The 26,301-nt window shown below is 45.6% G+C and carries 21 protein-coding genes and 1 pseudogene; 2 read left to right on the top strand and 20 right to left on the bottom strand.

Annotated elements, in window-relative coordinates; genetic code table 11:
- Nucleotides 1-113 precede the first annotated feature (113 nt).
- A complete protein-coding gene (locus tag C234_RS0105555; protein ID WP_027324960.1) occupies nt 114-1,439 on the bottom strand; it encodes a PhoH family protein in 1,326 nt (441 codons plus the stop codon).
- Nucleotides 1,440-1,587: 148 nt separating this feature from the next.
- Between C234_RS0105555 and C234_RS0105550 the strand changes: the two genes are divergently transcribed.
- A complete protein-coding gene (locus C234_RS0105550; protein WP_027324959.1) occupies nt 1,588-3,015 on the top strand; it encodes a bifunctional folylpolyglutamate synthase/dihydrofolate synthase in 1,428 nt (475 codons plus the stop codon).
- On the opposite strand, the gene C234_RS0105545 is transcribed toward C234_RS0105550, so the two are convergent.
- The 17 genes and pseudogenes from C234_RS0105545 to C234_RS0105470 all read right to left on the bottom strand — a co-directional run bounded on the left by C234_RS0105545 (nt 2,983) and on the right by C234_RS0105470 (nt 23,713).
- Nucleotides 2,983-3,357: a RidA family protein gene (locus tag C234_RS0105545; RefSeq protein ID WP_021644966.1), complete on the bottom strand. Its 375-nt coding sequence runs from the start codon at nt 3,355-3,357 to the stop codon at nt 2,983-2,985. The two genes, C234_RS0105550 and C234_RS0105545, sit on opposite strands and share 33 nt — an antisense overlap.
- A 229-nt stretch (nt 3,358-3,586) precedes the next feature.
- A pseudogene (locus C234_RS15905) lies at nt 3,587-3,973 on the bottom strand (DUF805 domain-containing protein); the annotation flags it as partial.
- Nucleotides 3,974-4,386: 413 nt separating this feature from the next.
- Nucleotides 4,387-5,148, bottom strand: a complete 762-nt coding sequence (locus C234_RS0105535; RefSeq protein WP_027324957.1) for a creatininase family protein — start codon at nt 5,146-5,148, stop codon at nt 4,387-4,389.
- Between the two features lie 344 nt (nt 5,149-5,492).
- Nucleotides 5,493-6,524 carry a discoidin domain-containing protein gene (locus C234_RS0105530; RefSeq protein ID WP_027324956.1) on the bottom strand — a complete coding sequence of 344 codons (1,032 nt, stop codon included), beginning with the start codon at nt 6,522-6,524 and terminating at the stop codon, nt 5,493-5,495.
- Between the two features lie 20 nt (nt 6,525-6,544).
- A complete protein-coding gene (locus tag C234_RS0105525) occupies nt 6,545-7,801 on the bottom strand; it encodes a BT_3987 domain-containing protein (RefSeq protein ID WP_027324955.1) in 1,257 nt (418 codons plus the stop codon).
- A complete protein-coding gene (locus tag C234_RS0105520; protein WP_034540748.1) occupies nt 7,798-8,982 on the bottom strand; it encodes a glycoside hydrolase family 18 in 1,185 nt (394 codons plus the stop codon). Before C234_RS0105520 ends, C234_RS0105525 begins: the two co-directional genes overlap by 4 nt.
- Before the next feature lie 19 nt (nt 8,983-9,001).
- Nucleotides 9,002-10,672 carry a SusD/RagB family nutrient-binding outer membrane lipoprotein gene (locus tag C234_RS0105515; RefSeq protein ID WP_027324953.1) on the bottom strand — a complete coding sequence of 557 codons (1,671 nt, stop codon included), beginning with the start codon at nt 10,670-10,672 and terminating at the stop codon, nt 9,002-9,004.
- 15 nt (nt 10,673-10,687) lie between these two features.
- Nucleotides 10,688-13,999, bottom strand: a complete 3,312-nt coding sequence (locus C234_RS0105510) for a SusC/RagA family TonB-linked outer membrane protein (protein WP_027324952.1) — start codon at nt 13,997-13,999, stop codon at nt 10,688-10,690.
- A gap of 173 nt (nt 14,000-14,172) precedes the next feature.
- On the bottom strand, nt 14,173-15,177 hold the full coding sequence (locus C234_RS0105505; protein ID WP_027324951.1) for a FecR family protein: 1,005 nt from the start codon (nt 15,175-15,177) through the stop codon (nt 14,173-14,175).
- Nucleotides 15,178-15,225: 48 nt separating this feature from the next.
- Nucleotides 15,226-15,765 (bottom strand): RNA polymerase sigma-70 factor, encoded by a 540-nt coding sequence (locus C234_RS0105500; RefSeq protein ID WP_027324950.1) that lies wholly within the window; start codon nt 15,763-15,765, stop codon nt 15,226-15,228.
- Between the two features lie 123 nt (nt 15,766-15,888).
- Complete coding sequence (locus tag C234_RS18155; RefSeq protein ID WP_278961143.1) at nt 15,889-16,023, bottom strand: hypothetical protein; 135 nt, start codon at nt 16,021-16,023, stop codon at nt 15,889-15,891.
- Nucleotides 16,024-16,656: 633 nt separating this feature from the next.
- On the bottom strand, nt 16,657-17,778 hold the full coding sequence (locus tag C234_RS0105495) for an AMP-binding protein (protein ID WP_027324949.1): 1,122 nt from the start codon (nt 17,776-17,778) through the stop codon (nt 16,657-16,659).
- A gap of 31 nt (nt 17,779-17,809) precedes the next feature.
- On the bottom strand, nt 17,810-18,850 hold the full coding sequence (locus C234_RS0105490; protein WP_027324948.1) for an o-succinylbenzoate synthase: 1,041 nt from the start codon (nt 18,848-18,850) through the stop codon (nt 17,810-17,812).
- Nucleotides 18,851-18,873: 23 nt separating this feature from the next.
- On the bottom strand, nt 18,874-19,701 hold the full coding sequence (gene menB, locus C234_RS0105485; RefSeq protein WP_021644948.1) for a 1,4-dihydroxy-2-naphthoyl-CoA synthase: 828 nt from the start codon (nt 19,699-19,701) through the stop codon (nt 18,874-18,876).
- 11 nt (nt 19,702-19,712) lie between these two features.
- Nucleotides 19,713-21,374, bottom strand: coding sequence for a 2-succinyl-5-enolpyruvyl-6-hydroxy-3-cyclohexene-1-carboxylic-acid synthase (menD, locus tag C234_RS0105480; RefSeq protein ID WP_027324947.1), 1,662 nt, complete (start codon nt 21,372-21,374; stop codon nt 19,713-19,715).
- Between the two features lie 18 nt (nt 21,375-21,392).
- A complete protein-coding gene (locus C234_RS0105475) occupies nt 21,393-22,484 on the bottom strand; it encodes an isochorismate synthase (RefSeq protein ID WP_027324946.1) in 1,092 nt (363 codons plus the stop codon).
- Complete coding sequence (locus tag C234_RS0105470; RefSeq protein ID WP_021644945.1) at nt 22,481-23,713, bottom strand: Cof-type HAD-IIB family hydrolase; 1,233 nt, start codon at nt 23,711-23,713, stop codon at nt 22,481-22,483. Before C234_RS0105470 ends, C234_RS0105475 begins: the two co-directional genes overlap by 4 nt.
- Nucleotides 23,714-24,105: 392 nt before the next feature.
- Between C234_RS0105470 and C234_RS18150 the strand changes: the two genes are divergently transcribed.
- Nucleotides 24,106-24,237, top strand: a complete 132-nt coding sequence (locus C234_RS18150) for a hypothetical protein (protein WP_282705524.1) — start codon at nt 24,106-24,108, stop codon at nt 24,235-24,237.
- Between the two features lie 61 nt (nt 24,238-24,298).
- Here C234_RS18150 and C234_RS0105460 read toward each other — a convergent pair whose 3' ends face one another.
- Nucleotides 24,299-25,195: a LysR substrate-binding domain-containing protein gene (locus C234_RS0105460; protein ID WP_027324944.1), complete on the bottom strand. Its 897-nt coding sequence runs from the start codon at nt 25,193-25,195 to the stop codon at nt 24,299-24,301.
- A gap of 275 nt (nt 25,196-25,470) precedes the next feature.
- Entirely contained in the window at nt 25,471-26,055 is a 585-nt protein-coding gene (locus C234_RS0105455) for a DUF6621 family protein (protein ID WP_027324943.1), read from the bottom strand.
- Nucleotides 26,056-26,301 lie beyond the last annotated feature (246 nt).

Genomic DNA, 26,301 nt, shown 5'->3' with positions numbered 1-26,301 from the left:
TATATTTGAAGCCGAATGATGTGTGAGACGAACCGGAAAGGTTCTGTAATATACATCATTCGGCTTCAAATATAAATGCCCGCTATCTGCATTCCCGCAAACAAGATGCGGGATTACAAAAGATTGCTTGCCAATTCGCTCAATTCACTGCGTTCTCCTTTTACCAGATTCACGTGGGCAAAAATGTGCTGGTCTTTCATCCGGTCGATCATGTACACCAGCCCGTTCGACTGGCTGTCCAGATAGGGTTGGTCGATCTGCTGGATATCACCGGTGAACACCATCTTGGTTCCTTCGCCGGCACGTGTTATGATGGTTTTTATCTCATTCGGAGTCAAATTCTGCGCTTCGTCCACGATACAGTAAGTCTCGCTCAGGCTTCGCCCGCGAATAAAAGCCAAAGCCTCGATCACCAGTTGCTCGTTCTTCTGCATGTCTTCCAAGCGTTTCGCTTCCGGTGAATTAGAAGCAAACTGGCGTTTGATGACATTCAGGTTATCGAACAACGGCTGCATGTAGGGAGCAACTTTCTCTTGAGCGTCTCCCGGAAGGAACCCGATGTCTTTGTTGGAAAGAGCCACAATCGGGCGTGCCAGCAACACTTGCTTATAATCGTTCACGTTTTGAAGAGCCGCCGCCAACGCCAGCAACGTTTTTCCCGTCCCCGCTTTTCCCGTCAATGCCACCAGCTTCACATCCGGATCGTTGAGCAACTCGAAAGCAAAGCTCTGCTCGGCATTACGAGGCTCTATCCCATAGTTTCTTCCTTTCGTCACCCTCCCGATGGTACGAGTAAAAGGATTATAACGCGCCAACACACTGTTGCGGTCGCTCTTCAAGACGAAGCATTCGTTGGGATGAATCAACTCTTTGAAATCGAACTCACTTATATCGATACCCTCTTTGGTGGAATAAATGCGATCTATCAGCGCCGGATCTACACTATCGAATATTTCATTCGATTTTTCGAAGATATCTACATTTATCACCTTATCGGTAATGTAATCTTCGCTGACAATGCCGATAGAACGAGCTTTCACACGCAAGTTCACATCTTTGGTTATCAAGATCGTTTTCATTTTCGGATACTTCGCCATAAGATATTCGGCAGTGGCAAGAATCAAATGGTCGGGTTTCCTCGTCGGAAACGATTCTTGCACGTTCGGAGCTTCGGGATTACCTGTGATGATAAACAAATTTCCCAGTCCTTGTCCCAAGCTTACCCCTTTGGTGAAAAGCTCTTCTCCGGTGAGCAAATCTATCTCACGTACAAACTCACGAGCATTGTAATTTATTTGTTCATTCCCCTTCTTGAACATATCCAATTCTTCTAACACGACTATAGGCAGATAAATGTCATTTTCCTGAAAGTTCTTCAAACAATTCGCGTCGTGAAGGATTACATTCGTGTCGAGTACAAAATTTTTCTTGGTTCCCATGATTTCTTAGATTTTAATGTTGATATTTGCAGTTCCATTACTTTATTCATTAACCAATCATCAGCATATTAATCCGTATGATTGATAATTTAAAGATAAACAAATTACCGGGCAATAAAGATTTCTCGGTAGTTAAATATTACAAAACATGGACTATCAGAACACTTTAAAGTACTTATATGAAAGCATACCTATGTTTCAGCAGATAGGCGCATCCGCCTATAAGCCTGGACTGGCGACGATGAATAAACTGGACGAATACTTTAAACATCCGCACCGGCAATTCAAGACCATCCACATAGCGGGAACAAACGGAAAAGGTTCATGCTCGCATACCGTTGCGGCAGTGCTTCAATCGGCGGGCTACCGGGTAGGTTTGTTCACTTCTCCCCACTTGATCGACTTCCGAGAGCGCATCCGGGTAAACGGAGAAATGATTTCCGAAGAATACGTAGTCGGTTTCGTGGAGCAACATCGTGCCTTCTTCGAACCGCTTCACCCTTCTTTTTTCGAACTGACCACCGCCATGGCGCTCCGTTATTTTGCCGACGAGGAAGTAGATGTGGCGGTGATCGAAGTAGGCATGGGAGGACGGCTCGACTGTACGAACATCATCCGTCCCGACCTGTGCGTCATCACCAACATCGGCTACGACCACATGCAGTATTTGGGAGGTACGCTGCCCGAGATAGCGCAAGAGAAGGCCGGCATCATCAAAGAAGGCATTCCGGTGGTTGTGGGCAGGGCGGAAGGAGACGTCAAAAAAGTGTTGAGCCACAAGGCCCGGCAAATGAATGCTCCTTGCTTCTATGCCGAAGAGGCGAAAGACACAGACGCCGAATACTTTGCCCGCCCCATGCAACGGGAGGAACTGAAAGCGTATAGGGAGCGATTGGGGGAAGCGTTCTTTGCCGGATTGCCACCCATGGAATACTTCAAGGCCATAGATGAGATACTCGAAAAGCAGAAAAGCGTAGTCGCCATCCGCACATCGAGATTCCCGCACGGGTTGTTTATGGAAATGGGAGGACACTATCAGACGGAAAACTGCCTGACGATTCTCACCGCCCTGCAAATTCTGGAACAACTCGGATATGAACTGAGAAGAAAAGACTACCTGAATGGCTTCGCTCATGTATGCGATATGACAGGCCTCATGGGGCGTTGGCAGAAACTCCGTTCGCACCCCGACCTGATATGCGATACGGGACATAACGAAGACGGAATCAAGTGGATCGCACAGCAGCTCGACGACATCCACCGGAAGCAACAAAAGGAGCTTCATATCGTATTCGGCATGGTAAACGACAAAGATATCAGCGGAGTGCTTCCGTTGCTTCCACCCTATGCCACCTACTATTTCACGAAAGCCGGCGTCAAAAGGGCTTTGCCGGAGAACGACCTGATGGAAATGGCACGAAAAGCCGGATTAAAAGGAGAAGCGTACCCGAATGTGCCGGAAGCGGTGAAGGCAGCCCAAGAAAAATGCCTCCCGGAAGATTTTATCTTTGTGGGAGGCAGTACCTTCATTGTAGCCGATTTGTTAGCGAACCGCTATACACTCGATCTCGACTAACGCGTTTTTAGGCAGGGCTTTCACGGCAAAAGCCGAACGTGCCGGGAAAGCTCCGTCGAAATACGTGCTGTAAACACTGTTCATCTCGGCAAAGAGACTCATGTCTGCAAGGAATACGGTTGTTTTCACCACATTCGCCATCGTCAGACCGGCCTCTTCCAGAATATGTTTCATATTCTCCAATGACCGGCGCGACTGCTCTTTCACACCCTCCGCCATGTTTCCGGTAACGGGGTCGATAGGCAACTGCCCCGACACAAATACCATTCCGTTAGCCTCTATCGCCTGACTGTAAGGGCCGATGGCTCCCGGAGCTTTTTCACTGCAAATTACTTTTTTCATTATAATATAAATATTTAATCGTTCATTTTACCTGCGAACTCAATTTAAGAAGGCACTAAAAAATCAGTACTTTTATGGGAGATATGCTTTCGCATCTTTTTCTATGCCCCACACAACTTTCTTAGTACGCTCTTTTCGTCATTACCGAATTTCAACCTCACCACATTCTGTGTTTTCAAGCTTTCCGACATCAACCCGCACAGCATCAGAAGCATGATGCAGGTTACAGCCGATACGGCATCCGGTTTTTAGGGTCATCGCCATATCTGTTCGGACCTACCGTACCGTCGGCAAACAACATATAAAGCGCAAATATCCAACCGACAACAGGAATAAAGCATAACAAAATAAGCCAACCAGATTTATCCAAGTCATGCAACCGCTTTACGCCTTGCGCCAAAGAGAACCAAATGATGGCTCCCCAAACGAAACAGCCAAACAGACTCCCCAAAGTGGCCCCAATCCCTAAACTGAGATTAGAATCCGAAGCGGGAATTATCCATAAAAGAGCTGAGAGCAATATAATCACGCAGACAATCAAAGCTACAATTAAGCCTGAAAGAAAGTATTCTATTCTTCGAATACGCCCACTAAAAGAAAAAGGAGATTTAAACATAGTATATAAAGTTTATATAATATCCATATATATCAGACAACAAAAACAAAGATATAAAAAAGTAAAGGAAAGCCCCCCTCTTCTTCTCAAGAAAATGCAAAAAATTCCAACAGAAGCCTTCATTGTCATTCAAAAAAGAAAAAAAGAAGCAAAGCGGATGCAATATTCCAACCCATTACTTATTTAATTAATAGAAACATTTAATCAGACCTGATATCATTAGTACAACCTAAACCTTAACTAAAAAAAGGCCGGTTGAAAGTCTGAACAGAGAAAGCACACCTCTTCTTCAAGAAAAGTTTCTGAGAGAAGGAAAAGACTTTTTAGTCGGCAACAAGAAGCCCCCGTTCACTGAGAAGTAAGCGAGGGCTTATTTTTATAGAGTCGGCAGAGTCCGGCGACAAATCAAAAAATTATTCAGGATAAATTTCACCGTTCACCAATTCCTCGAAAAGTTTCGCATACTTTTCCGCTACCGCCTTAGCAAACCTCTCTCCTTTCGCAGCAGAAGCCTTACACGGATTACCTATCCCGGTATCTTCCGATACTTTACTCCAGTCTCTCGGAATCCAAGCTACTTTCTCATTCAACGACTCTATGGCAAACTTCTTATAATCACCCTTTCCCGCCTCCTGCAAGTTCACCAACTCCGGATGATAATACATCATCACAGATGTTTCCAATTCATCGGCATGATCGCCCGGATCTTCGAAGAAATCTCCGGCTTTCAGTACGGCAAACCATTCGCTCGAGGCAATCAGGAAATCGGGATAATCGACAGACAAGTCGCGAATCATGCTTTTAAACGTATTGCCTCCATGCCCGTTGACAATCACCAGCTTGCGGAACCCCTGCGCGTAAAGCGACGCAACGATGTCCGTCAGTATCGCCTTCTGCGTCTCGTAGCGAGTATGAATACAGAACGGCAACTCCCGTTGTCCCGGATTCTGCGAACCCATAGTCACCGCCGGCATCACCATGCAATGGATATCATACATCTGTTGTGCCAACAAAGCAGCTTCCACCGCCACGTCGTGCGACAAAATACAATCCGTCAAATAAGGCAAATGCAAATTATGGGGTTCCGTAGCTCCCCATGGCAATATCACCAAATCGTACATACGTCCTTTCACCTTCCCGTAACACGAGACAGACAAATCGACCTCTTTATTTATCATAGTTTCTTAAAAATATAATATCCATCCTTACTATTCTCATCATCTTTTTAGCAAAGCCAACCTCACTTGTGATTTTTCAACTAAAACACATCGTCACTTATCGCTATCGCAACTTATCAGATAGCAACAAACCATTTTCTTGACAAAAGTAATAAACCTTTTTATTATTAAACAACATTACGGAATTATTTGGCAAGGAAAAACAGCATTTACCATAAGTTACCTTATCATGGATGATTATACATCCGTCTCAACATCTATTAAACTTGAAATAAAAGATAAGAGGATGAACCGTATCAAACCGATTCATCCTCTTTTCAATAAAATCAACCTTTTTACTCCTATTCAACAATCAATTCTATTTCATGCAAATCGATGTATCGGGCAATTCCTGTAAAATCTGTCAACTTCAAACTATTCACTTGGATAGGCTTCTTAAATGAAACAGGTACAGTATAATAACTTTCGGCACCTGTCACAACGCCCTGTTCTACATACGTCGTACCTCCATCTTGCGAAGCCCAAACTTTTACAGATTTCAATTTTTGATTTGAAGTGCGAGTTGCCAAAGTAAAACCCTTTACTTTGGCGGTTTCTTTTAAGTTCACCTTTAACCAAATTGTAGAAATATTAGTATCCACCCACCAGTTGGTATAAATATTTTCATCATTTAGCTTGTACAAATGCCCTTTAGAGAAATCAGTATCCAAAACTAAAGAATTTCCGGAAAGTGTTTTACCTGATACCTGAGCAAGCTCCACATTGTTTCCTTCAGGAATCCCCTCCACATCTTCAATAGAAATATTCAATACATAATAATTTACTATTTTGGCCTCTCCTTCTTTCAGCTGCATGATAAGAGGCAAAGCGTATTCTTTCGTCTTATCTAAAGTTAAAAATTTCTCCTTCTTAAATTTAAGAGTAATAGTCGCTTGTTTTTCACCTTTTTCAAGAGTCACAGAATTTCCTTCCAAAGAATAAGCATCAGCCGGTAATGCAAGAGTAGCCCCCTTTATTACTTTAGGATAGAGATTTTCGGCATTTTCCGCAGTCATTGTTACAACATCAAACTTAGTAACAACCTCGACCGGAATACTTGTCTTTAAAATTATTTCTTTGTCTTGCATATCCTCTATAACCGGATCTTCCTCTTCCGGCTTTATAGTTCTCACCACTATTTGCTGTTCTACATTATTGTGAAAATAAGCGTAAACAGTCAGCAAATCTACCGGAGGCAAAGGATCTCTTTTCCCCGGTGTCGGTTTTTTAGGACTATAATTCTCATCAAACTCAAGAACAACAGGGTCTTTTTCACAACTGCTCAAAAAGATTAATCCACTTATAAGCAGATAGAATATATTTTTAATTTTCATATCATTCTTTGTTTATAACATTAATTTTCATCTTCAACCGGGAAAGTAAATTCATCGTTAAAAGTAGTAGTCCCTTCAGAAATATCAATCCAATCATTTTCTTTTCCTTCTATAATACCCTTTTTATCTGTAGAAAGCGGTAAATACACTTCAAGACCTTCAGATTTCGGATTAGCAAACCATAAGGTTTCATTTATCTCCCCTTCTGTTAGCGCCCTGCTCCAAAAGCGCAATTCGCGGACATAACCTTGGAAACTATTATTTCCAAGATAAATAATAGGCCACTCGTCTACTTTTTTAGGCCAAACGCTCTGATAAGCCAACTGTCCGTTGATATAAAGACGCAAATTAGGACGGCCACCCTCTTCTTTGAAAGAGATAGCCATGTGATACCATTTCCTCGCTTTAAATACAAAATCTTTGAATGCCGGCTGATTCAGACCGACTTTTCCACCGGCTGCAAAAAGGGTCAACGAACCACCATAAAGGGTCATGTATAAAGGAGAATCCGTGGAAGTTCTCAAGTTAGGATACATCAATCCGGTATTGTTATTCACAACATCCAAACAGAATGAATATTGACATGTCCATTCGGGGTACTTAATATCATTTGCATATACCTTACCCGGTACTTGCGGTCTTGTGTCTTCTTTATAGATAAGCCCCAAACGTCCACTAAGGTGCATCACCGGCATAGTAAATTTACGATTTAAAAAGAAAATCCCCGAATTAGCCGTACTTTGCAAACGAGCACCACCTTCAACATTTGACAGACACACAGGAATCGCATAATTTTCATAATACGAAAGAGGTTTACTTATCACTTCTCCTCCTTCTCCTGTTTCCTCCGTCATCATCGTTTTTACGGCAATTTTTATTTTCTTACCATATTCGTTAGGGGCTAGACTTAAATCCAACTTCTTACCTTCTTTCAGGACTTTACCTTCATCATCCAAAAGCTGAAAATCATAAACTTCTGCAGGCAACACACTGAACGAAGTATTGTTCGCTTGATTATAAGCCTCTAAAAGAGTCGGATTCATTTCCACTGTAAGTGAAACCTTATTAGGAGTTGGATTAGCCAACCGGGCAGTGAAAGCGGACGAACCTCCATTATCGTCCACAGTAAACCGAATTTGAGAACTTTTTTCAAATTCTTCAATATATCCCACATTTTGTTTGGGACCTCCTTCTGTCTCCGGTAAATCCTTGCAACCAACAAAAGCACTTAAAGACAAAAGAAAAACGATTTTATTTATAACACTATTCTTTTTCATTTGAGTATATCTTTAGGAATATAAACATCAGTAGGATTCATAATTTGAGTAACGCTTCTTACATTGCGATAATTGTAAATCTCTTCCAATTCTATGTGATAAGCTCCCCAACCACCATAGTTGTTTTGGGCTACCACTTGAGCTTTCCGCTCTGCGCAAGATTTACCGCCTGAAGAGCCGCAAATACCTCCTTCCGCAACATTTTTTTCAAACTCATCACACATTATATACTTCTTCCAAGACCAATCTTTAATTTTGGATACAACATCACTTGTAAATTCATGATTTGGATATATATTAGGATAATTTTGATTCAGGAAATAATCAAAATAATCCCCCATATCTCCTAGCCTATTAGCAAAATTTCTAACTTCTCCGTCAAATAGAAACATTGTTCCTGTGCCTCGCGGATTATAATTTTCGGTTGCTTTGGGACCAAATGTCTTACCCATTTCTGTAATAAATGCACGAATAGGATCCTCATCACTTCCTCCCCCTTCACAATTATGATATAGATTATGACAACCCGATCCATGGTCTCCTACGTTTGGCTCCCAGTCAATATCATATCCATTGAGATTATGCTCCTTAATAAATTGGGTCAACTCTTTCGCATAGGCTTTGGCTTTCTCTGTACTGGTTTTTCCTTCATGTCGTTTATTGAATTCAAACACTCCGCCGGGAAGTCCTAAACCGGAAGTTCCGGTCTGCCAACACAACAGAACTTTCAAGCCTTTGACTTCTTGAGCATATTTTAAATCAGCATATCTGGGATCATCTTCTCCAAAAGCACTCGTACCTCCCCAAATAGAAACAACATCTACACTATCCGGCAACTTGGAAAGCCAAGTTTTATTAATCCCTTCGGTAGCCGACCAGCCACCAAACCAACCATACACAATTTTGTGGTCAGAATTTTTATATGCCCGCAAAGATTCCCAATATTTATCATACATCTTCGCTACACGCTCATTATATTCTCTATCCGATTCGTCTTGAAGGCGTTGAAGTTCTTTCTCTTCCGCCCACTTCTTAATATCTTTTTCACGAATCTGATCCATAATCGCTTTAGTTTCTACTTTTATCGGAGTGATTTCATTCTGATTTTCACACCCAATGATAATCCCTGTCACAAGCGCAACCAATGCAATTATCGGTAATTTGTATTTATTTGTTTTCATTGATCTTAAGCATTTAAGTTTAATCAAGTTTTGAATTAGCATCCCACCATACTCTTGAATTAGAATCGTCAACTCCGGATTTTAAAAGCGACTTGGCTTTTATCACATTTTCGCTGTTAAGTCCATCGTATTCGCTTCTTGGAAAAGGCATCCGTCTAACACCATATTTATATCCATCAGAATCAATTACATTTCCATGAGTTCCATCCGTTCTATTCGTATAAGCAGTGATCTGCTTGGGATATCCGGTTCTTCTCCATTCCGTCCATGCTTCCTGTCCATCGGGGAAAATAGCCAAATATTTCTGCGTAATAATCTTCTCCAATTGTTCTTCACTTCCACCACTCCAACGTACATTAACAGAAGAAGGTGCATCAGCGTTATATTCATTTTTCTTAGGATCCTCATATGCGCTGGGAGAGCTATTTTGAGATAAGTAAGAACCTAATTCCACATTGTTTTCTTTGAAAGACATTCTTATGCCATCTTCATAGAATTGCTGCGCAGAACCTCCTATGATACCGAACAAGGCAGCTTCAGCTTTCAAGAAATAAATTTCAGAAGCTTTCATCCAATAAACCGGAGTTTTGTTGTACACGTTCGGTATGGAATAATTTTTATAAAAATCAGGAACTTCTGCCATAGGAATACCTGTACGCACAGCTTTCAATCTAAATTCTTCGGGATCTTTTTCAAACTTCGCAAAGTAGGCATTTTGTCTCGGATCATTATATCCCTTCAGATAGCAATAAATCGTAGCCCCCATCCGGCAGTCGTCATAACTTTTCCAAAGGAGTTCCAATGAATTCAAGAATGGATGAGAATCACTCGATTCCAATTTTGCGATGTCTTCTATGTTTTCAATCAATCCACCTGAATTGCCAACGGCTTTGTTAGCCCATTCACGAGACAGGTCTTCATCCACATATCTCACACGCATAGCCAAACGAAGCATAAGCGAGTTACCCAATTTCATCCATTTTACAACATCCCCTTTATATAAAGGATCAAAATCCTCAAGCGCCGGAATCTTCGCCCCTCCTTTTGATAAATACTCACCAAGCGTTACCACAGCTACCTGCAATTCATTAAAGAATGATTTGTAAATAGACTCTTGGGAATCATAAGGCAGAGTTAGCGTTCCCGTACCGATTTTACTATAAGGCATCGGTCCGAATGTGTCGGTAGCTCTATGCATCCCCATCACTTTAATAATTTGCGCCACAGAGAATACAGCCTGATCGGATAATGCTTTCTTTTGATATTCAACAGTACCTCCTTCTACCTTACGGAGATGAGTCTGTTCTCTAATCTGTTGCCAGGGATTAATAATGTTTGTAAAGAATGTACTATAAGCGTAGTTTACCCATCCTTCTTTCATATAATAAGTCGTGAAATTTAATCCCAAATCCCATTTATTATTCATGGGAGACATATATCCTGCCCAGTTATCACCTGCCAAATTAATAGCGACCTGATATCTATTAGGCAAATCGGTCCCTTCACCTTCTGAGCTGCGGGTGGGAATAATTCTCTTTTCAAAAGTAACAAAATAAGCTCCGGCAGCTACACCGTCAGTTCCTTTTTGTTCTTCGTTCGGATACAACAGATTGGTGTTTATATCTTGATAACTATCCAGACAAGAACTGCCCAATATTAATATCAATGTATATAGAAATAGTTTTTTCATATTCTTAGTTCATTATTAGAGTTGGATTTTTACGCTAAAGCCCACACTGCGAAGGCTCGGCATCATGAAAAACTCACTGGTATATTTAAACGATTTGGTATTGGCTGACATTTCCGGATCATAAGGAGCTTTATTATAAAACATAATTAAATTCCGTCCAATCAAAGATACTGTCACGTTTTTCACTACATTACCCAAATGTTTACCATCAATAGTGTAACCAAGACTTGCTTCCTGCAAGCGGATATTAGTCGCATCATATGTGTAATATGTCATGAGACCGTCGATCGATTCATAATATTTGCGAGCGTCATACATCACTCCGTCCACCATTACACCACCTCTATCACGAGCCTTAGCAGATTCTTCCGATACTCCGTAAGTGTTCAAGAAAGATTGTGTATTAGATTGAACGATACCGCCAAAACGTCCGTTAACCAAAAAACCGAGACTAAGATTTCTCCATCTGAAATCATTTCTCCATCCGATAGAGAAGTCAGGGTCAGAGTTACCCAGCAATATTAATTGTGAGTTATCAACCTCATACCTGCTTCCGTCTTTATTCGGTCTCAACTTACCGTCTTCACCTCTTGCCAAAACTCCTTTAGCGGTAATGTCGCCCATTGATCCGTTTTTGCGAATATCGCTTGAAATCTTATTCAACGCTATTAACTCTCCGGTAATAGGATTCTCATACTCATCTTTCAAATTTAAGATTTTATTCTTATTACGAGTAAATGTAACGTATGAAGAGAAATCAATTTTATTTTTAGAGTTGCCAAGATAAGAATCTGTATAGCCTAATGCCATTTCTATACCTCTGTTACGTACATTACCAGCCTGAAGGTAGAAGTGTGTATACCCCGAAGATTCAGGGAGCGGCGCTCTGAATGTCTGATTGTAAGTATTAGAATGGTAAAGAGTTAAATCGAAATTAATTCTGTTTCTCCAGAATTTCGCATTCAAACCAAACTCCCATGAACGAGTCTTTTCCGCTTTAAAATTGGGATAAGGCAAATCGCTGATAGGCACCAAACTACCACCTTTAATTTCATAAGTAATTGTTCCCGGTGTAATTCCCGTGAAACTGATCGGCGAACCTACTTCGGTATAAGACCCTCTTACCTTCAAATAGTCGATAAATTTGGGTAAAGTAGTCATTTGGGAAATAACCCCGGACAGTCCGACTGAAGGATAAAAGACCGACTCCTGCTGAGAGTTGACTAATTGAGAAGGCCAATCGTTACGTCCGGTAACCGTCAAATACAAATAGTTTCTAAACGCCAACTCCGCGCTACCGAAAACTGCAATATTACGAGTGTGCCTCAATGTTTGTCCGGATCCTTGCTGATTCTGAACAAAATTAGGAGCCGAGAAGAGGTTCGGTATGAGATTTAAGCGACCTCCAATACTGATTCCTTCAGTTTTATAATCTTCATAACTGGTTCCAAGGTTAGCGGTCAAATGGAACTGCTCCGTTTTCACGCCATCCAGCATATAGCTGCCAAAACCTTTGTTGAAATTAAGCATTACATCAGCGTATGTCTGCTTAAACTCTTCGTGACTGCGTGCATAAGAACCTTTTGTTCCCGGCGATAAAGTCTCGGTAGTTGAAGCATACATCTTTTTCTCTGCTGTAGTATAAGTATTATCCACGCGTACGCGACCTGCTACATTCATCCAAGATGTTATGTCGTATTGAAGACTTCCAAACAACATGTACCTGTTTTTATCTGCCGAATACAATTCCCGATTAATAATCCAATAAGGGTTTTCGGACACCAAATTCCCAATTTTACCTCCATATGGCCAATACTGCTCGGAAATATTACGCAACGGATTATAGTGTTCGAAGACCTTAATATCTTCAAAATTATCACCTCTCGGGAATAAGTAGAGGGGTAACAACGGATTACCATATCCTCCTTGAGAGAACATGTTTTGATGACCCTGAATTACATAGTTAGCACTGAAGTCAGCATGCATTTTATTATTTAAGAAATTTGCCGTGTTCCGTGCAGAAAAGTTATAACGGTAATATCCGTTGGTGGGTAAAATACCTCTTGCATCGGTGGAAGCGAAAGATAAGAAAGTTTGATTCTTTTCTGTACCCATAGAAGCATTAACAGCCGTGGTGAAGTTCGTTCCCGTTTTGAAAAAATCCATTGGGTCAAATGAAGTCGGAGTCGGTAGTTTTTCTCCCCAGCTCACTTCTTCACCTTTCAGGTGACCATAAGTGTTTTGGAAGCGAGGCTTAATAAAAGGTTCCATCAATTCGAGAGAAGTAGAAACATTTAACTGCAATTTTCCCTCTTTACCTTTCTTTGTATTGATGAGCACCACACCATTGGCAGCTGCCGCACCATACAAAGCCGCAGCCGAAGGTCCTGTGAGAACAGACACACTCTCGATATCTTCCGAGTTGAAATCGGCTATACCCTCACCTCCGCCATTTCCGGCAGCAGCAAAAGTTCCTCCGTCCGAAGCAGTCGTTTGATTGCCGATAGGCATACCATCGACTACATACAACACATTATTATTTCCGGCAATTGATTTCGAACCGCGCATTACCACTTTAGTAGCACCTCCCATTCCGGCAGCACTACGCTGAATATTCACACCGGCAACTTTACCGCTCAAACTGTTCATGAAGTTCGCGTCTTTCACAGTGGTAAGCGCTTCGTTACCTACTTTCTGCACATTATAGCTCAACGCTTTCTCGGAGCGTTTGATACCCAATGCGGTAACCACTACTTCATCCAGAGTTTTAGAATCTTCTTGCAAGACAACCGACAATGTGGTTACGTCTCCCAATGTGATTTGTTTTGAAACATAACCTACATACGAAAATTCGATGACTTCACCTTTGGCTGCTTGCAGAGAGAAGCGGCCTTCAATGTCGGTGATTGTTCCGGTAGAACTGCCTTTCACAGAAACGTTCACACCGATAAGTTCTTCCCCTTTCTCATCTTTCACCACTCCCGTCACAGTTTTCTTTTCGCCCACAGGTTTGGCTTGGGGAACGATCATGATGTAATTGTCTTTGATTTTGTAAGAGAACCCGGTTCCTGACAGAATAGCGGAAAGGGCTTTGTCAAGCGATTCGCCGTTGATATCCAAATCTACCCGTTTGGTTTTTTCCAGTTTAGATTCATTAAAGGCTACCAGGTAAGTTGACTGTTTTTCTATTTGTTGTAAAGCCTCCTGCAACGTAATATTCTTTTTTTTTATTGTTATTTTGGCGTTGCTTTGGGCAAAAAGTGCTGTCTGTATAACGAAACAGCTAAAAAACATAAAAAGAAAAGCTTTAAATCGATAATAATTCATAGATTAGAGCAATTTTTTAGTGTTAGATCATAATATATTTTATTTCTCGCGGAATAAGCATATTGTTTTAATGCTAAAAATACGATTTCACATCCGGAACGAGGCGGCATCCTTGTTCCGGATACTTTTTTTCATACACACTCTTTATTAAAAGGTTAACAAATAAATTATCTCTATTTTCTCTTATGGCTTTTTATGTAGCAAGTATCTCCTTCCATCTTATAGGTGAATCCACCCACGACTTCCCGGATAATTGCCATGATATCTCCGATATCCGACTTCTCGCGAAAGCGGAAATTATATCTGTCATCATTGAATGAACTTGCGTTGTACTGAAACGTGACGGCATAGCGACGCTCCAGAGTAGAAAGCACCTCTTTCACGGTGCATCCGCGGAAGACGAACATTCCCCGTTGCCAAGCGGTCACATCTTCGAGATCGGCTCGGGCCAATGTGCTTTGTTTGGTGGAGGAATAGTAAACCACTTGTTCGGCGGGATTCAGGATATAGCTTTCGGCACCGTTATTGCAGTCCACTTTCACTTTTCCATGAATCAATGTGGCAATCATCTTCTCGTTTTCAGGGTAAGCGAAAACATTAAACTCTGTGCCTAAAGCGGTAACTGCCATCGTGCCCGACTTTACGATAAACGGTTGGTCGGGATTCTTCTTTACTTTAAAATTCGCTTCTCCGATCAGATATACCGTGCGCGTATTGCCTTTAAAGGCTTCGGGATAAAGCAAGAGCGTCCCCGAATTGGTTTGCACGGTGCTTCCGTCGGGCAGCTCGATCACTTCCATATCGCCTGCGGGGGTGAACTGCTCCACCATTGCAATCTCAGAATACATGTTCTTCGTCAGGAAGAACGTGCCCGATATCGACACAGCCAACAGAACGACCGCTGCGGCGGCATACCACCGGAATCTACGCATAGAGAAAGTATTCGACGCGGTTGCATGCCGTTCGTTCACTCCCAAGCGTTCGTACACTTTGGATAAAGAGGCTCGTGTGGAAGCATCTTTCGTTGCTTCCGTCTCTTTCCACAGGTCGTGCAGGGCGGCTTCCTTTTCATCCGCATGCGTCTCATCCACCAACCACCGGTGTATTTCCGCAGTCAGTTTCCGATCGTGCCGGGAAGCTGCAAACGCGCGTATTATTTTCTGAACGTAATCTTTCATATTTGTACTTGCCTTACAATATAAAGACAACTACCCGAAACGGACTACTCAACAGAAATATAAAAAAGATGCGATTAAAATGATTTTCTTTAAATCTTGAAGGGCTAAATAGATGTGACGCTCCACTGTACGTACGGAAAGTTGGAGCCGGTCGGCTATCTCCTGATTGCTCATCCCCTTTTGCCGGCTCATCACGAAGACCTTCCTGCGTTGCTCGGGCATGTTCTCCAAAGCCAGCTTCACCAGGAGTTCGATCTCTTTGGCGTAGATCTGATCGTGGATATCCACTTCAAAAGCCGAAGAGTCTTCCTGCGCCAAACGCTCCTGATAGGTGTATTCCACCGACTTATGTTTCAGGAAATTGTAAATATGGTTGCGCACCATGGTGTAGATATAGCTGTTCCACGTCTCCCGCGATTCCCAGATCTCCGGATTATCCCACAACTTTACGAACACATCCTGAGCAATGTCTTCGGCGTCGTCTTCCGACTTCAGAACTTTCCACGCAAAGGCTTTTACCTTCGGGAAAGTGGCAATAAAAAATTGCTCGAATTTCTTCTTTTTTTGTTGTTCGCTGAGAGAGATCATTAGAAAATTACACAATTACGCCATTGATACGGCAGTCAAAAGTAGATGCTTTTAATGTAAAAAGCAAAAAAAAGGGGTAAAATCGACTTTCGGAAGATTCGGTTTGCCCCTATCGTTCCTTTTTCATACCGAAGGAGTGGAGGCAAACGACCGCTCTGTTTGAGCCGTTTCACTCAGACGGAACAGGCGGTTTATCGGTGCAGAAACATGGCTGTGTCCGAACGAAAGTTCCGCCGGTCCGCACAGAACTTTAGCCACGACGAAACGGAGCTTTTATTACGTTCGGACAGAGCTTCTGTTTCATCGAAACAGAGGCTCCATTCACCGCAACAGAGACTCCATTGCATCGAAACAGAGCCCTCGTTACACGCAAACAGAGACTCTATTGCATCGAAACAGAGCCTTCATTGCACGCAAACAGAGGCTCTATTGCATCGCAACAGAAGTTCTGTTTCACTGAAAGCGAGACTCTATTGCATACGAACGAGGCTTCTGTTCCCGCTACCAGCCAACACCTTTAACCGACGACTCTCAGTCTGATGAATAATATAGATTGTCGCAGTTCGCCCTTCCCTGTACACGATGCTCACTTGTTTATTACTCAGTCATAGTCCCGACGGGGTTCTTTGAACTTGAAAGGAAGGTATAAAGAAGAAAATCCGCCGCCCTATAAGAAGGCAGATACAAGGCCGGCTACCCAACCACACAAAACACTCTTTCTGCAAAACAACCCGGCAAATTCAGTCTTTACAATAGCGGTTGCCCAACCACACAAAACACACTCTCTGCAAAACAATCCGGCAAATTCAGTCTTTACAATAGCGGTTGCCCAACCACACAAACACTCTCTCCCCCAAACAACCCGCAAATTCAGTCTTTTGCAAAAGAGGTTTACTCCGCCCGCTGCGCTTCATCTGCGCCGTTCGAGGCAAACAGTGCGTGCGCCAGCCTGCGGCATCCGGCACGGTCTACCTTTCCGTTTCCCGCTCCGGGCAGTTCTTTTACGTAGCGGATGCGCTTGGGACGATGGTAAGGCGGCAGTTGCGCCAACCAATCGGGGCATGCTTCGAGACGTCCGCCCGAACCTTCCACCAGCAGGACAAGAGCCTCGCCCAACCGCTTGTCGGGGACGGAGGTGACAGCAAACGGGGCGCGAATGAACGGACGCAGTTTCTTTTCCACCTCTTCGGGCTGAATCTTAACGCCTCCGCTATTGATGATGTTGTCTTTTCGTCCCAGAATGAAAAAACCGCCGTCGGGACGGATACGGGCGATGTCGTTGGTCGTCAACACTTCGTCGCAGACAAGGGGGGCGTCGATGACCAGCGTGTTCTCGGCAGACAGGGAAAGCCTCACCGAAGGAAACGGATAATAACACTCGGAAGCCTCGACGCCGCTAAGCCTCCGCAGCGCGATGTGAGAAAGCGTTTCGGTCATTCCGTAAGTCGAGTAAACAGCTCCCGGAAAGTCACGAAGCTCATTCTCCAAAGCCTCATCGACGGCTCCCCCGCCTATCAGCAGCGTTCCGATCTGCTTCAACCGCTCTTTCTCTTGGCGCACCTGAAGGGAATTATAAACCTGAAGAGGAACCATGGAAGCAAAGCGAACGGGTGTCGCGAGCTCTGCCAAAGGGTGTCCGGAAGGTTCCCGGACAAGGAGTTCCAGACCGGCGACCAAGGCACGCACGACAACCATCATCGCTCCGATGTAGCGTAGGTTCATGCAGAGCAGAGCGGTGTCTCTTTCTTGCAAATGCAGATACCCGCAGGTGATGCGGGCGCTTTGCACCATCTGTTCCTTGCGAACGACCAGTGTTTTGGGGGCGCCCGTAGAACCGGAAGTGCGGACGGTTACCGTGGGCGAGCCGTCGAACCAACTCTCCAGAAACCGAAAAACATCCGCCAGAGCAGGGTTGCCGTCGCTCATTATCTCCGTCGACCATAACTTATAGTTCCCTGCGTCGACTCTTCTACCGTCGAGATACAAAAACTGCCGTTCGATATTTACTTCCATCTTTTCGTTTGATAAAACATCCGCAAGAAGGTCAGACAACGGGCGTCCGTTGCCGATGCGGATAAAACCAAAGCTCATCGCCCCTCAGAGCGAGCGGCATAGCTACGTTTTCCACGAACAAATGCCCCGTTCCCAATCCCTGAGGCAGGGGATTGTCGTACGCGCTCACCCATTGGGCGATGGCATTCAGACCGATGTTCGACTCCAAAGCGGAAGTCGCCCACCAGCCGATTCCCGCTTCTTCCGCCAGCCTTATCCATCGATCCCTGTTTCCATGAAGCGAAGGTTTGATGATGATATATTGCGGCGAAAGGGTTTGCAGCAGTTCGGCCTGTTTCGCGCAACTGTTGCAACCGATCAACTCCTCATCCAATGCAATGGGCAAAGGAGTCTCGCTGATCAGTTTCGCCATCTCCTCCCACTGTCCGGCGCGAATGGGCTGTTCGATGGAATGCAGTTCCAGCTCCGACAAGCGTTTCAACTTCTCCGGCGCGTCCGAAGGAGTAAAAGCTCCGTTGGCATCCACCCGCAGTTCTATCTCACGGGCCGAAAAACGGCTGCGGATGTAGCGCAGCAATCCCAATTCCTCCTCGAAGTCGATCGATCCGATTTTCAGTTTGATGCAACGAAAGCCGGCTTCTATCTTCTCCGTAATCTGACGAAACATGAATTCGCGGTCGCCCATCCAGATAAGACCGTTGATAGGAATACCCGTTTCTCCGCGCGTGAAAGCCGAATCCCCGAACCCCGGCGTCCCGGCGTCGAAATGTTTGAAAGCCGTCTCCAGCCCGAAAGCGATGGACGGATAGTTCTCCAGCTCCTCCTCCGAAAGCCTTTCTCCGCGCTCTTCCGTTTGCCTGCAAATATCGGACAATAGTTGTTCGTAATCGGGACGGTCGTCGCAACTCAAGTCCGGCAGCGGAGCGCACTCGCCTATGCCCACCCTTCCGAGTTCGTCGGGAGAGGTCAGACGAACATACCATACTTTCCGTTCGGTATACACCCCTCTCGAAGTTCCCGCCGGACGCTTGAAAAACAAGGTTCGCGGAATAATTTCTATTCTATACTTCATTCTTTCCGAAAGATAATGACAGCCTAAGGAAACTTGGGATACTGCTTGAAATTGGGCTTGCGCTTTTCCAGAAAAGCGTTCTTTCCCTCCTGCGCCTCATCCGTGAGATAATAGAGCAGAGTGGCGTCTCCCGCCAATTCCTGGATACCCGACTGTCCGTCGAGCTCGGCGTTCAAGCCTGCCTTAATCATGCGCAGGGCCAACGGACTCAACTGCATCATCTCCTCTGCCCACTGAACGTATTCATCCTCCAACTGTTCCAAAGGCACTACCTTATTCACCAGCCCCATATCGAGGGCTTCCTGCGCGTTGTACTTCCGGCACAGGAACCAAATCTCCCTTGCTTTTTTCTGACCGACCACACGTGCCAGATAAGACGCTCCGAACCCGGCGTCGAAGCTGCCCACGCGCGGTCCCGTTTGTCCGAAGATGGCATTTTCGGAAGCGATGGAAAGGTCGCACACCACATGAAGCACATGCCCGCCGCCGATGGCAAAACCGTTCACAGCGGCAATCACCGGTTTCGGGATGCTCCGTATCTGCTTCTGAACATCCAATACGCTCAGGCGGGGCACACCGTCTTTGCCGATATATCCGCCGCGTCCTTTCACATTCTGGTCGCCTCCCGAACAGAACGCCTTGTCGCCCGCTCCGGTAATCACCACCACATCGATATCCGACTCTTCGCGACAGATGCGCAACGCATCGCTCATCTCGGCCGTAGTGGTCGGAGTAAAGGCGTTACGGTAACGTTCGCGGTTGATTGTGATACGGGCAATCCCGTTATAATAATCAAAAAGAATATCTTCGTATTCCCTGATAGTTGTCCATTCTCTTTTCTGTGTCGACATAATGAGTAAGTTTATTGATTCTTTTTAAAATAGTCTTTCAAGATGCGCGCGTCTTTGTTCTTATTGGTAAACACTTCCACCAGCACCGGCTGCTCCATCGGCTCAGGCCGGGTCAGAATCTGCACGGCTTCCGTCAATTGTTCTTCATTCTCGGCACGAAGATAGAGAAAACCTCTCTCTTCCGCCCATCCCTTGGCGGATGTTTTATGAACGGCCGTGATGAACTTATGCGAAGTGCCCGACATTTCCAATCCGGGCAACGTATGGAAAATCCCTCCGCCGCCGTTGTTGAGCAACAGAATGCGCAAGTTGGCGCCGATATGTCCATTCCACAAAGCATTCATGTCGTAGAAGAAGCTCAGATCGCCGATAACGACAAAGTTCAATTTATCCGAACAGGCAGCATAGCCGATTGCCGTGGAAAGAGAGCCCTCGATTCCGTTTGTTCCGCGATTGCCGCACACTTCCACCGCAGAAGGAATCGGATACAATTGCGCGTACCGAACTGCCGAACTGTTGGCCAAATGCAGGGCGCACGATTCCGGCAACGATTTTATCAAGCCCCCGACCGCCGACATGCCGGAATATCCGAACTCCGGTTCGGGAATCGTTTTACAATAATTCTCCCACACGCGGGGATATTCGGGCGTACGGTTGTCCAGCCAGCCGGCTATCTTCTCCAGAAACTCGAAAGGATCCATTTCGATGACGCAGGTCAACGCCCCGTATAGGTCTACCACTTCGCCGTCGGGCGAAACGTGCCAATGCTCTTTAGGCGGATGTTGGCGCAAGAACTTCTTCAGGCGTTTGGAAATCACATGTCCTCCGTACGTAATCAACAGCTCCGGAGCCATTTGTTCCGCCCTCTCTTCGGGCATGAATGACAGCGCCGCGTCGAAATTCTTCACCGGAATGCCGGGAACCGTCTGATTGCCGATATGTTCCGTGAACCAGGCAAAGTGCTTATACAGCAGTTTCACATATCTTTTTTCGAACAGATAAATCAGGCTCATCTGACCCACTACAATCATTCTCCGGTTGTATTGGTTGAGCCGGTCGATCAATCCGTTGTAATCACGGTCGTACACATTCAGCCCCTGATAGCGTGTAATCGCGCGCACCGCAGGAAGCGATTCGACGGTAAAGCGGAAGAGAGGTTCCGAAATAGGAACATTGATATGCACCGGGCCTTTTCCATGATGGTTCGTTTCGAGTAATGCTTCGTTCACCAGCCTGTTGCAATACCACTCGTCTTCCTCCGTATGAATCTCCGGCAGGTCGACCGATTTCTTCACCAGCGAACGGAACACTCCCGGCTGCGGCACGGTCTGTCCGTCCATCTGTCCGATCCATGCGCCGGGACGGTCTGCCGAAATAACGACTAAGGGGATATGTTGATAAAAGGCTTCCGCCACGGCCGGATGAAGATTCAGCAAAGCCGTTCCCGAAGTACAGCAGACAGCCGCCGGCTTCCCGCCGTTCAAAGCGAGCCCTATTGCAAAATAGCCTGCGCTCCGCTCATCCGTCATGGAATAGCACGTAAAGCCCGGATGAGTGGAAAGCGTATGCACAAGCGGAGCGTTCCGGCTGCCGGGGCACAACACCACTCTTGTAATTCCGTGCGCTTCGAGCAAAGCGACCAGTTGAAGTACATTTTTCTTATCCGAATACATATCTTTTGTTGTTTTAGTTTATTGAGTCAAACGCTTCATCGTTTGCATTTTCTTTTCCGTTTCCATCCATTCGTCATTCAGTTCCGAAGAAGCGATCAGTCCGCCTCCGGCATACAACACGAGGTTTTCCTCTTCAATGTGCATACAGCGCAGATTGACGTACAAGTCTGTCCGGTCCCGGGGATCCATCCAGCCGATAAAACCCGAATAATAGCTGCGGTCGTAACCTTCATTCTCCAAAATAAAGGCGTGAGCCCGTTCTTTGGGCAGGCCACATACGGCCGGAGTGGGATGAAGAAGCGCAAGCAAGTCGCCCGGACGAATCCGGTCATGCAATGAAAAACGAAAGTCTGTCTTAAGGTGCGACAAAGCTCCGGCATAAACCGGATAAGGCCCCTCTTCCGCAGCATGAATGCCCAGCGAATGCAATTGCTTCCGTATGTAGGCCGATACGTACTCCTGTTCTTTCCGGTTCTTTTCGCTCCAGGCATGGGGCAAACCTCCGTTTTGCAAAGGCAATGTGCCTGCGAGGGCCACCGTATGCCATTCGTTGCGTTCGCCCGACAGAAGTATCTCGGGAGTGCTTCCGAGCCATAGCCCGGTATGAGGAGTGTAGCATAAATAAACATACGAGTGCTTGTAACGGACACAAGCGGCACGGAAAGCCCCGACCGGAGAGAAACCGGGCGTCCGCTCTACGGTCTGATTGCGTGAAAGCACCAACTTATCGAATACCCCTTCGCCCAACTTCTCCATAAAAAGACGGAAGCATGCTTCATATTCTTTCGTGCAAGAGATTTTGCAGCCGTTTTCATCGCCATCATAACCGGTAAGCCTCCCCCCGTCCTGCCAATTCGTATAGACCGTCTCCGGCTCCTGTTCGCACTCCATCAGCACAAGCGGAGAATTTCCATTCACCTCGAACGGCGCCATAACGAATCCTCTCTTTCCGTTCAGTTCGTCGAAACCGGAAAGCAAGCGGAGGGTATGTATGTTTCCTTGCAGCAGGCGGATATTCTCTTCGCCGGGCAGACGATAACATGCGAACGGACGCTTCTCCCCCACCAATGCTTCTATCCTTACCGACAACTCTTTTTCCTCAACAATCATCTTTTTTTCATAATACTGTTGGTCACTCGTATGGAAGACACCAGTTTATTGGTAGATGTGAATACATCCACATTCCATACATGAGACGAACGTCCTTTATGTACCACAGTGCCCACGGCACGCACCGTATCGCCTTCGTGGGCCGATGAGATGTGGCTGCCGCTGACTTGCATCCCCACAACCATTTCATCGGGGCGGCAAAGAATCATCGACCCCATCCCCGCCACCGTCTCCGCCAGCGCAAGCGTAGCGCCCCCGTGAAGGATACCGAACGGCTGGCGCGTGCGGTGGTCTACCGGCATCGTCGCTTCCACACGGTCTTCGGCGGCATACGTATATTGAATACCCAAATTTCCCATCAAAGCATGACGCGCCCGGGCGTTCAGTTCGTCGAGCGGAACATCCGCCGCCCGCACTTCCGCCAGAATGGCTTTTTCAACCGCTACGGCCACGCCGTCTTCCTGATTCGAGAGGGTGACAAAATCGGCACACGCTTTCACCGAATCGGGCGCATGCCCCATCGCAATGCCCAAACCCGCCAATTGAATCATGGTTACGTCGCACACCCCGTCTCCTATGGCGATGATCTCTTCACGCTTCACGCCCAACTGCTCGAGCAACGCTCCCAAAGAATTCGCCTTATCGATGGAACTCGGCACCACCTCCAAGAAATAAGGCTCCGAACGGAAAGCGTCCAACGCTCCGTCCAACCTTTTTTTCCAATGGTTCTCCAAGCCGATCAGCGCTTCCTCGTCGTCGCTCACCAACATACATTTGCATGGAGCAAAATCTACCGAAGTGGAAAACTCTTCTTCCTTGATAATCTTCAGATTATTCAGAAGCGCTTCGTTACGGATATGCCGGTTGTCCGAGTCGTTCGTGATAATGGTATCATCGTGATAAGTAAATATGGCGAATCCGTTCTTACGGGCTTTTTTCTCCAGATACGGCAGCATCTCAGGATTAATGCGCCGTTCGAACAACACCTCGCCGTTCTCCGCCCTGATAATCTGGCAACCGTTATAAGAGAGGATAAAACCGCCGTAATTCCCCAGCTCCAAAGCTTTAGCCAAGGGCATCAAACCATACGTAGGTCTGCCCGAAGCCAAAACAATGCGCACTCCCATTTGCTGAACTTTCAGCAAAGCCGACAATGTGCGCTTCGTGATTTCCTTTGCCTCATTGAGAAGCGTTCCGTCTACGTCGAGAACTAACAATTTATACTTCATCGCCACACAAATATTGGTTTAGACTACAAAGGTAGAAAATTAGACGAACCACGGAAAGCCGAACGCGATAAAAAACACGACATCGGTTCAATCTTGATTTAACCGAATCCGTTTTTATATCGGTAAAGAAAATAATATTGGGCAATCCGCCTCAAGATAGCGGAAATGAATCGATTTCAGGCATAATCCGTATGTACGGAAACAGCCCATTGCCCGGAAAAGAAAAAGGGTGGAGGGTTTTCATGGAAAAGGTCGAGGGTTTTCGCGAAAAGGGTCGAGGTCTTTTGCAGAGAAGGTGGAAGATTTCTCGCGAAAGGCAGTGGGCTTTCACAGAAGAGGTGGAGGGTTCTCGCAGGAAGGACTGTGGGTTCGCAGAAAAAAGGCGGCGGGCTTTGAAAAAGACACTGCGGCCTTTGAAAAAAAGGCGGCGGGCTTTGAAAACAAACACGGCGGGCTTTTTTTCAAAGGCGGCGGGCTTTGAAAACAAACACGGCGGGCTTTTTTTCAAAGGCGGCGGGCTTTGAAAACAAACACGGCGGGCTTTTTTTCAAAGGCGGCGGGCTTTGAAAAGACCGCCCAAGCCCCTCAACATTTCTTGCCGCAGCCGATTGCAAAATCCATAAACCGTTGTGCCAGTCCGGCTTCTTTTCCCTGCAATTGCACGAAGTCGAACTCGCGCATCATCGGCATGCCTGCTATTTCGAGCACCCTCAATTGTCCCGCCGACAATTCCCGGCAAATGGAACGGACGGAAATAATGCCCATGCAATCGGTATGTTCTATAAAACATTTGATGCTTTCGGTACTGCCGAGATACATCAGGACATTGAGCGACGAGAGTTTGATGCCGAAACGCGAAAGCGCGCGTTCGAACACATCCAGCGTTCCCGAACCGCGTTCGCGAAGAACCAAAGGAATTCGCCGCAAGTCTTCGGGAGTTATTTCTTCGGGAAGAGACAGGCGGTTGCAGGCATTGACCACAGCTACCAGTTCGTCTTCCAAAAACCGGGTGTATTTCAGGTTGGGCAGGCGCGAGATTCCCTCCACCAATCCCAAATCGATGCGATGTTCCTGCAAAGCAGTTTCAATTTCACGGGAGTTCCCGTTGAGCAAAGAAAGGTTCACCTTGGGATGCTTTTCGATAAAGTTGGCAAGCAACGGAGGCAACACATACTGTGCAATGGTGGTGCTGGCTCCGAGCTTCAGCTCGCCTATAAACTCGTTGTGCAGCAAATGCATCTCATATTCCAGCTGTTTGTAATCATCCAGCACTTTCTCGCTATGCTTCAGCAACAGTTTCCCCGCCTCCGTCAAAGAGATTTTGTTTCCCTCGCGGTGGAACAACCGCGCCTCATAGCAGCTCTCCAGTTCCTGAATGTGCTTGGTGATGGCGGGCTGGCTGACGAACAGCTCCTGCGAAGCCTTGGTAAAGCTGAGATTCTTCGCTACGCTTCGGAATACTTTCAAACGAAAATCGGACACGGATTATTGAATTTTGGTAATCGGGTGGTTAAAAAACAATTATTTGTGGGGCTTATTTTACGGTTCACACTTGGGGCATTCAGCTACCGCGTGACTAAAAAACAAATGTTTGCGGGAGTTATTCTTAAGCATATTCTGTAAAAGAGCATCCCGGCAAGCCTCCATTAACGTTTTCACGTTTTCTTCTTGAAAGTCTCGCCTGCCGACTGCCCTAAAGTTTTTCGGCCCTGATTCCGCCCCCACGCTGCAACAGCACATCGAAACGATAGTCTGCCCTAAAGTTCTTCGGCCCTGATTCCCATCGCCTGCATCACAGAGAAAGCCAGCATATCCCACTTGTATTCCAACGTATTTTCCGGCTCGTTCATCCGCAACTGAATCACCTCCTTTTTCTTTACTTCATCCAAAGCTGCACTTACTCTGTCTCCATATTCCTCGTTGAACGAAACTACAATCATCTTTTTCACTTCGGCAGAATCGGAAATTATCGCCAGAATATCCATAAACAATTCTTCGCGCGATACCATTCCTTCGGAAGAGACACCGGCAAAACTGTATTCCCCGTACCGGCACCGGAAAGCAACCCCGTTCAGTTCTTCCTTCAAGTCGGAAGGATGGCAATGAAGCAGACGGGCGGAATCCTTATCATACACGAATATGAATTGCACATCGTTATCCCCTTCTGCAATCCCGGCGTCCAAAGTCAGGTAAATGGCCAATGCGGAAAGGTCGATCTCTTGCAAGCTACGTTGTAAATGGGCTTCAAAATAAGCTTTCATATCGGCGATTACGAAATTCAAGAAAGCGGCGTCTATCAGCACCACTGTTTCCGAAAGTTTTATCTGAGGTTTCTCTGTCATACACATAGTCTTATTTTGATTACAAAGTGTAAAGATACTATTTATAGTTTGATGACATGGTGTATTCCCGCCGTTTTTTATCATTTCGAATCGAAATTGTTTATCTATAAGAAAGAAAAAACACATCTGTAGCAGCTTGCCTCAACCGGACGACAAAGCGAGTTCGATAGAAAAGAGATACATTTAGAATAGTCAAAAAATATGTAATTTTGTCATAACCAAACAATTACATCGAGCCATTCTGTC

This window comes from Bacteroides pyogenes DSM 20611 = JCM 6294 (assembly GCF_000428105.1).
In the GTDB taxonomy this organism is placed as follows: domain Bacteria; phylum Bacteroidota; class Bacteroidia; order Bacteroidales; family Bacteroidaceae; genus Bacteroides; species Bacteroides pyogenes.
The sequence above is the reverse complement of the archived record's forward strand: the minus strand, read 5'-3'. Positions and strand labels throughout refer to the sequence as shown.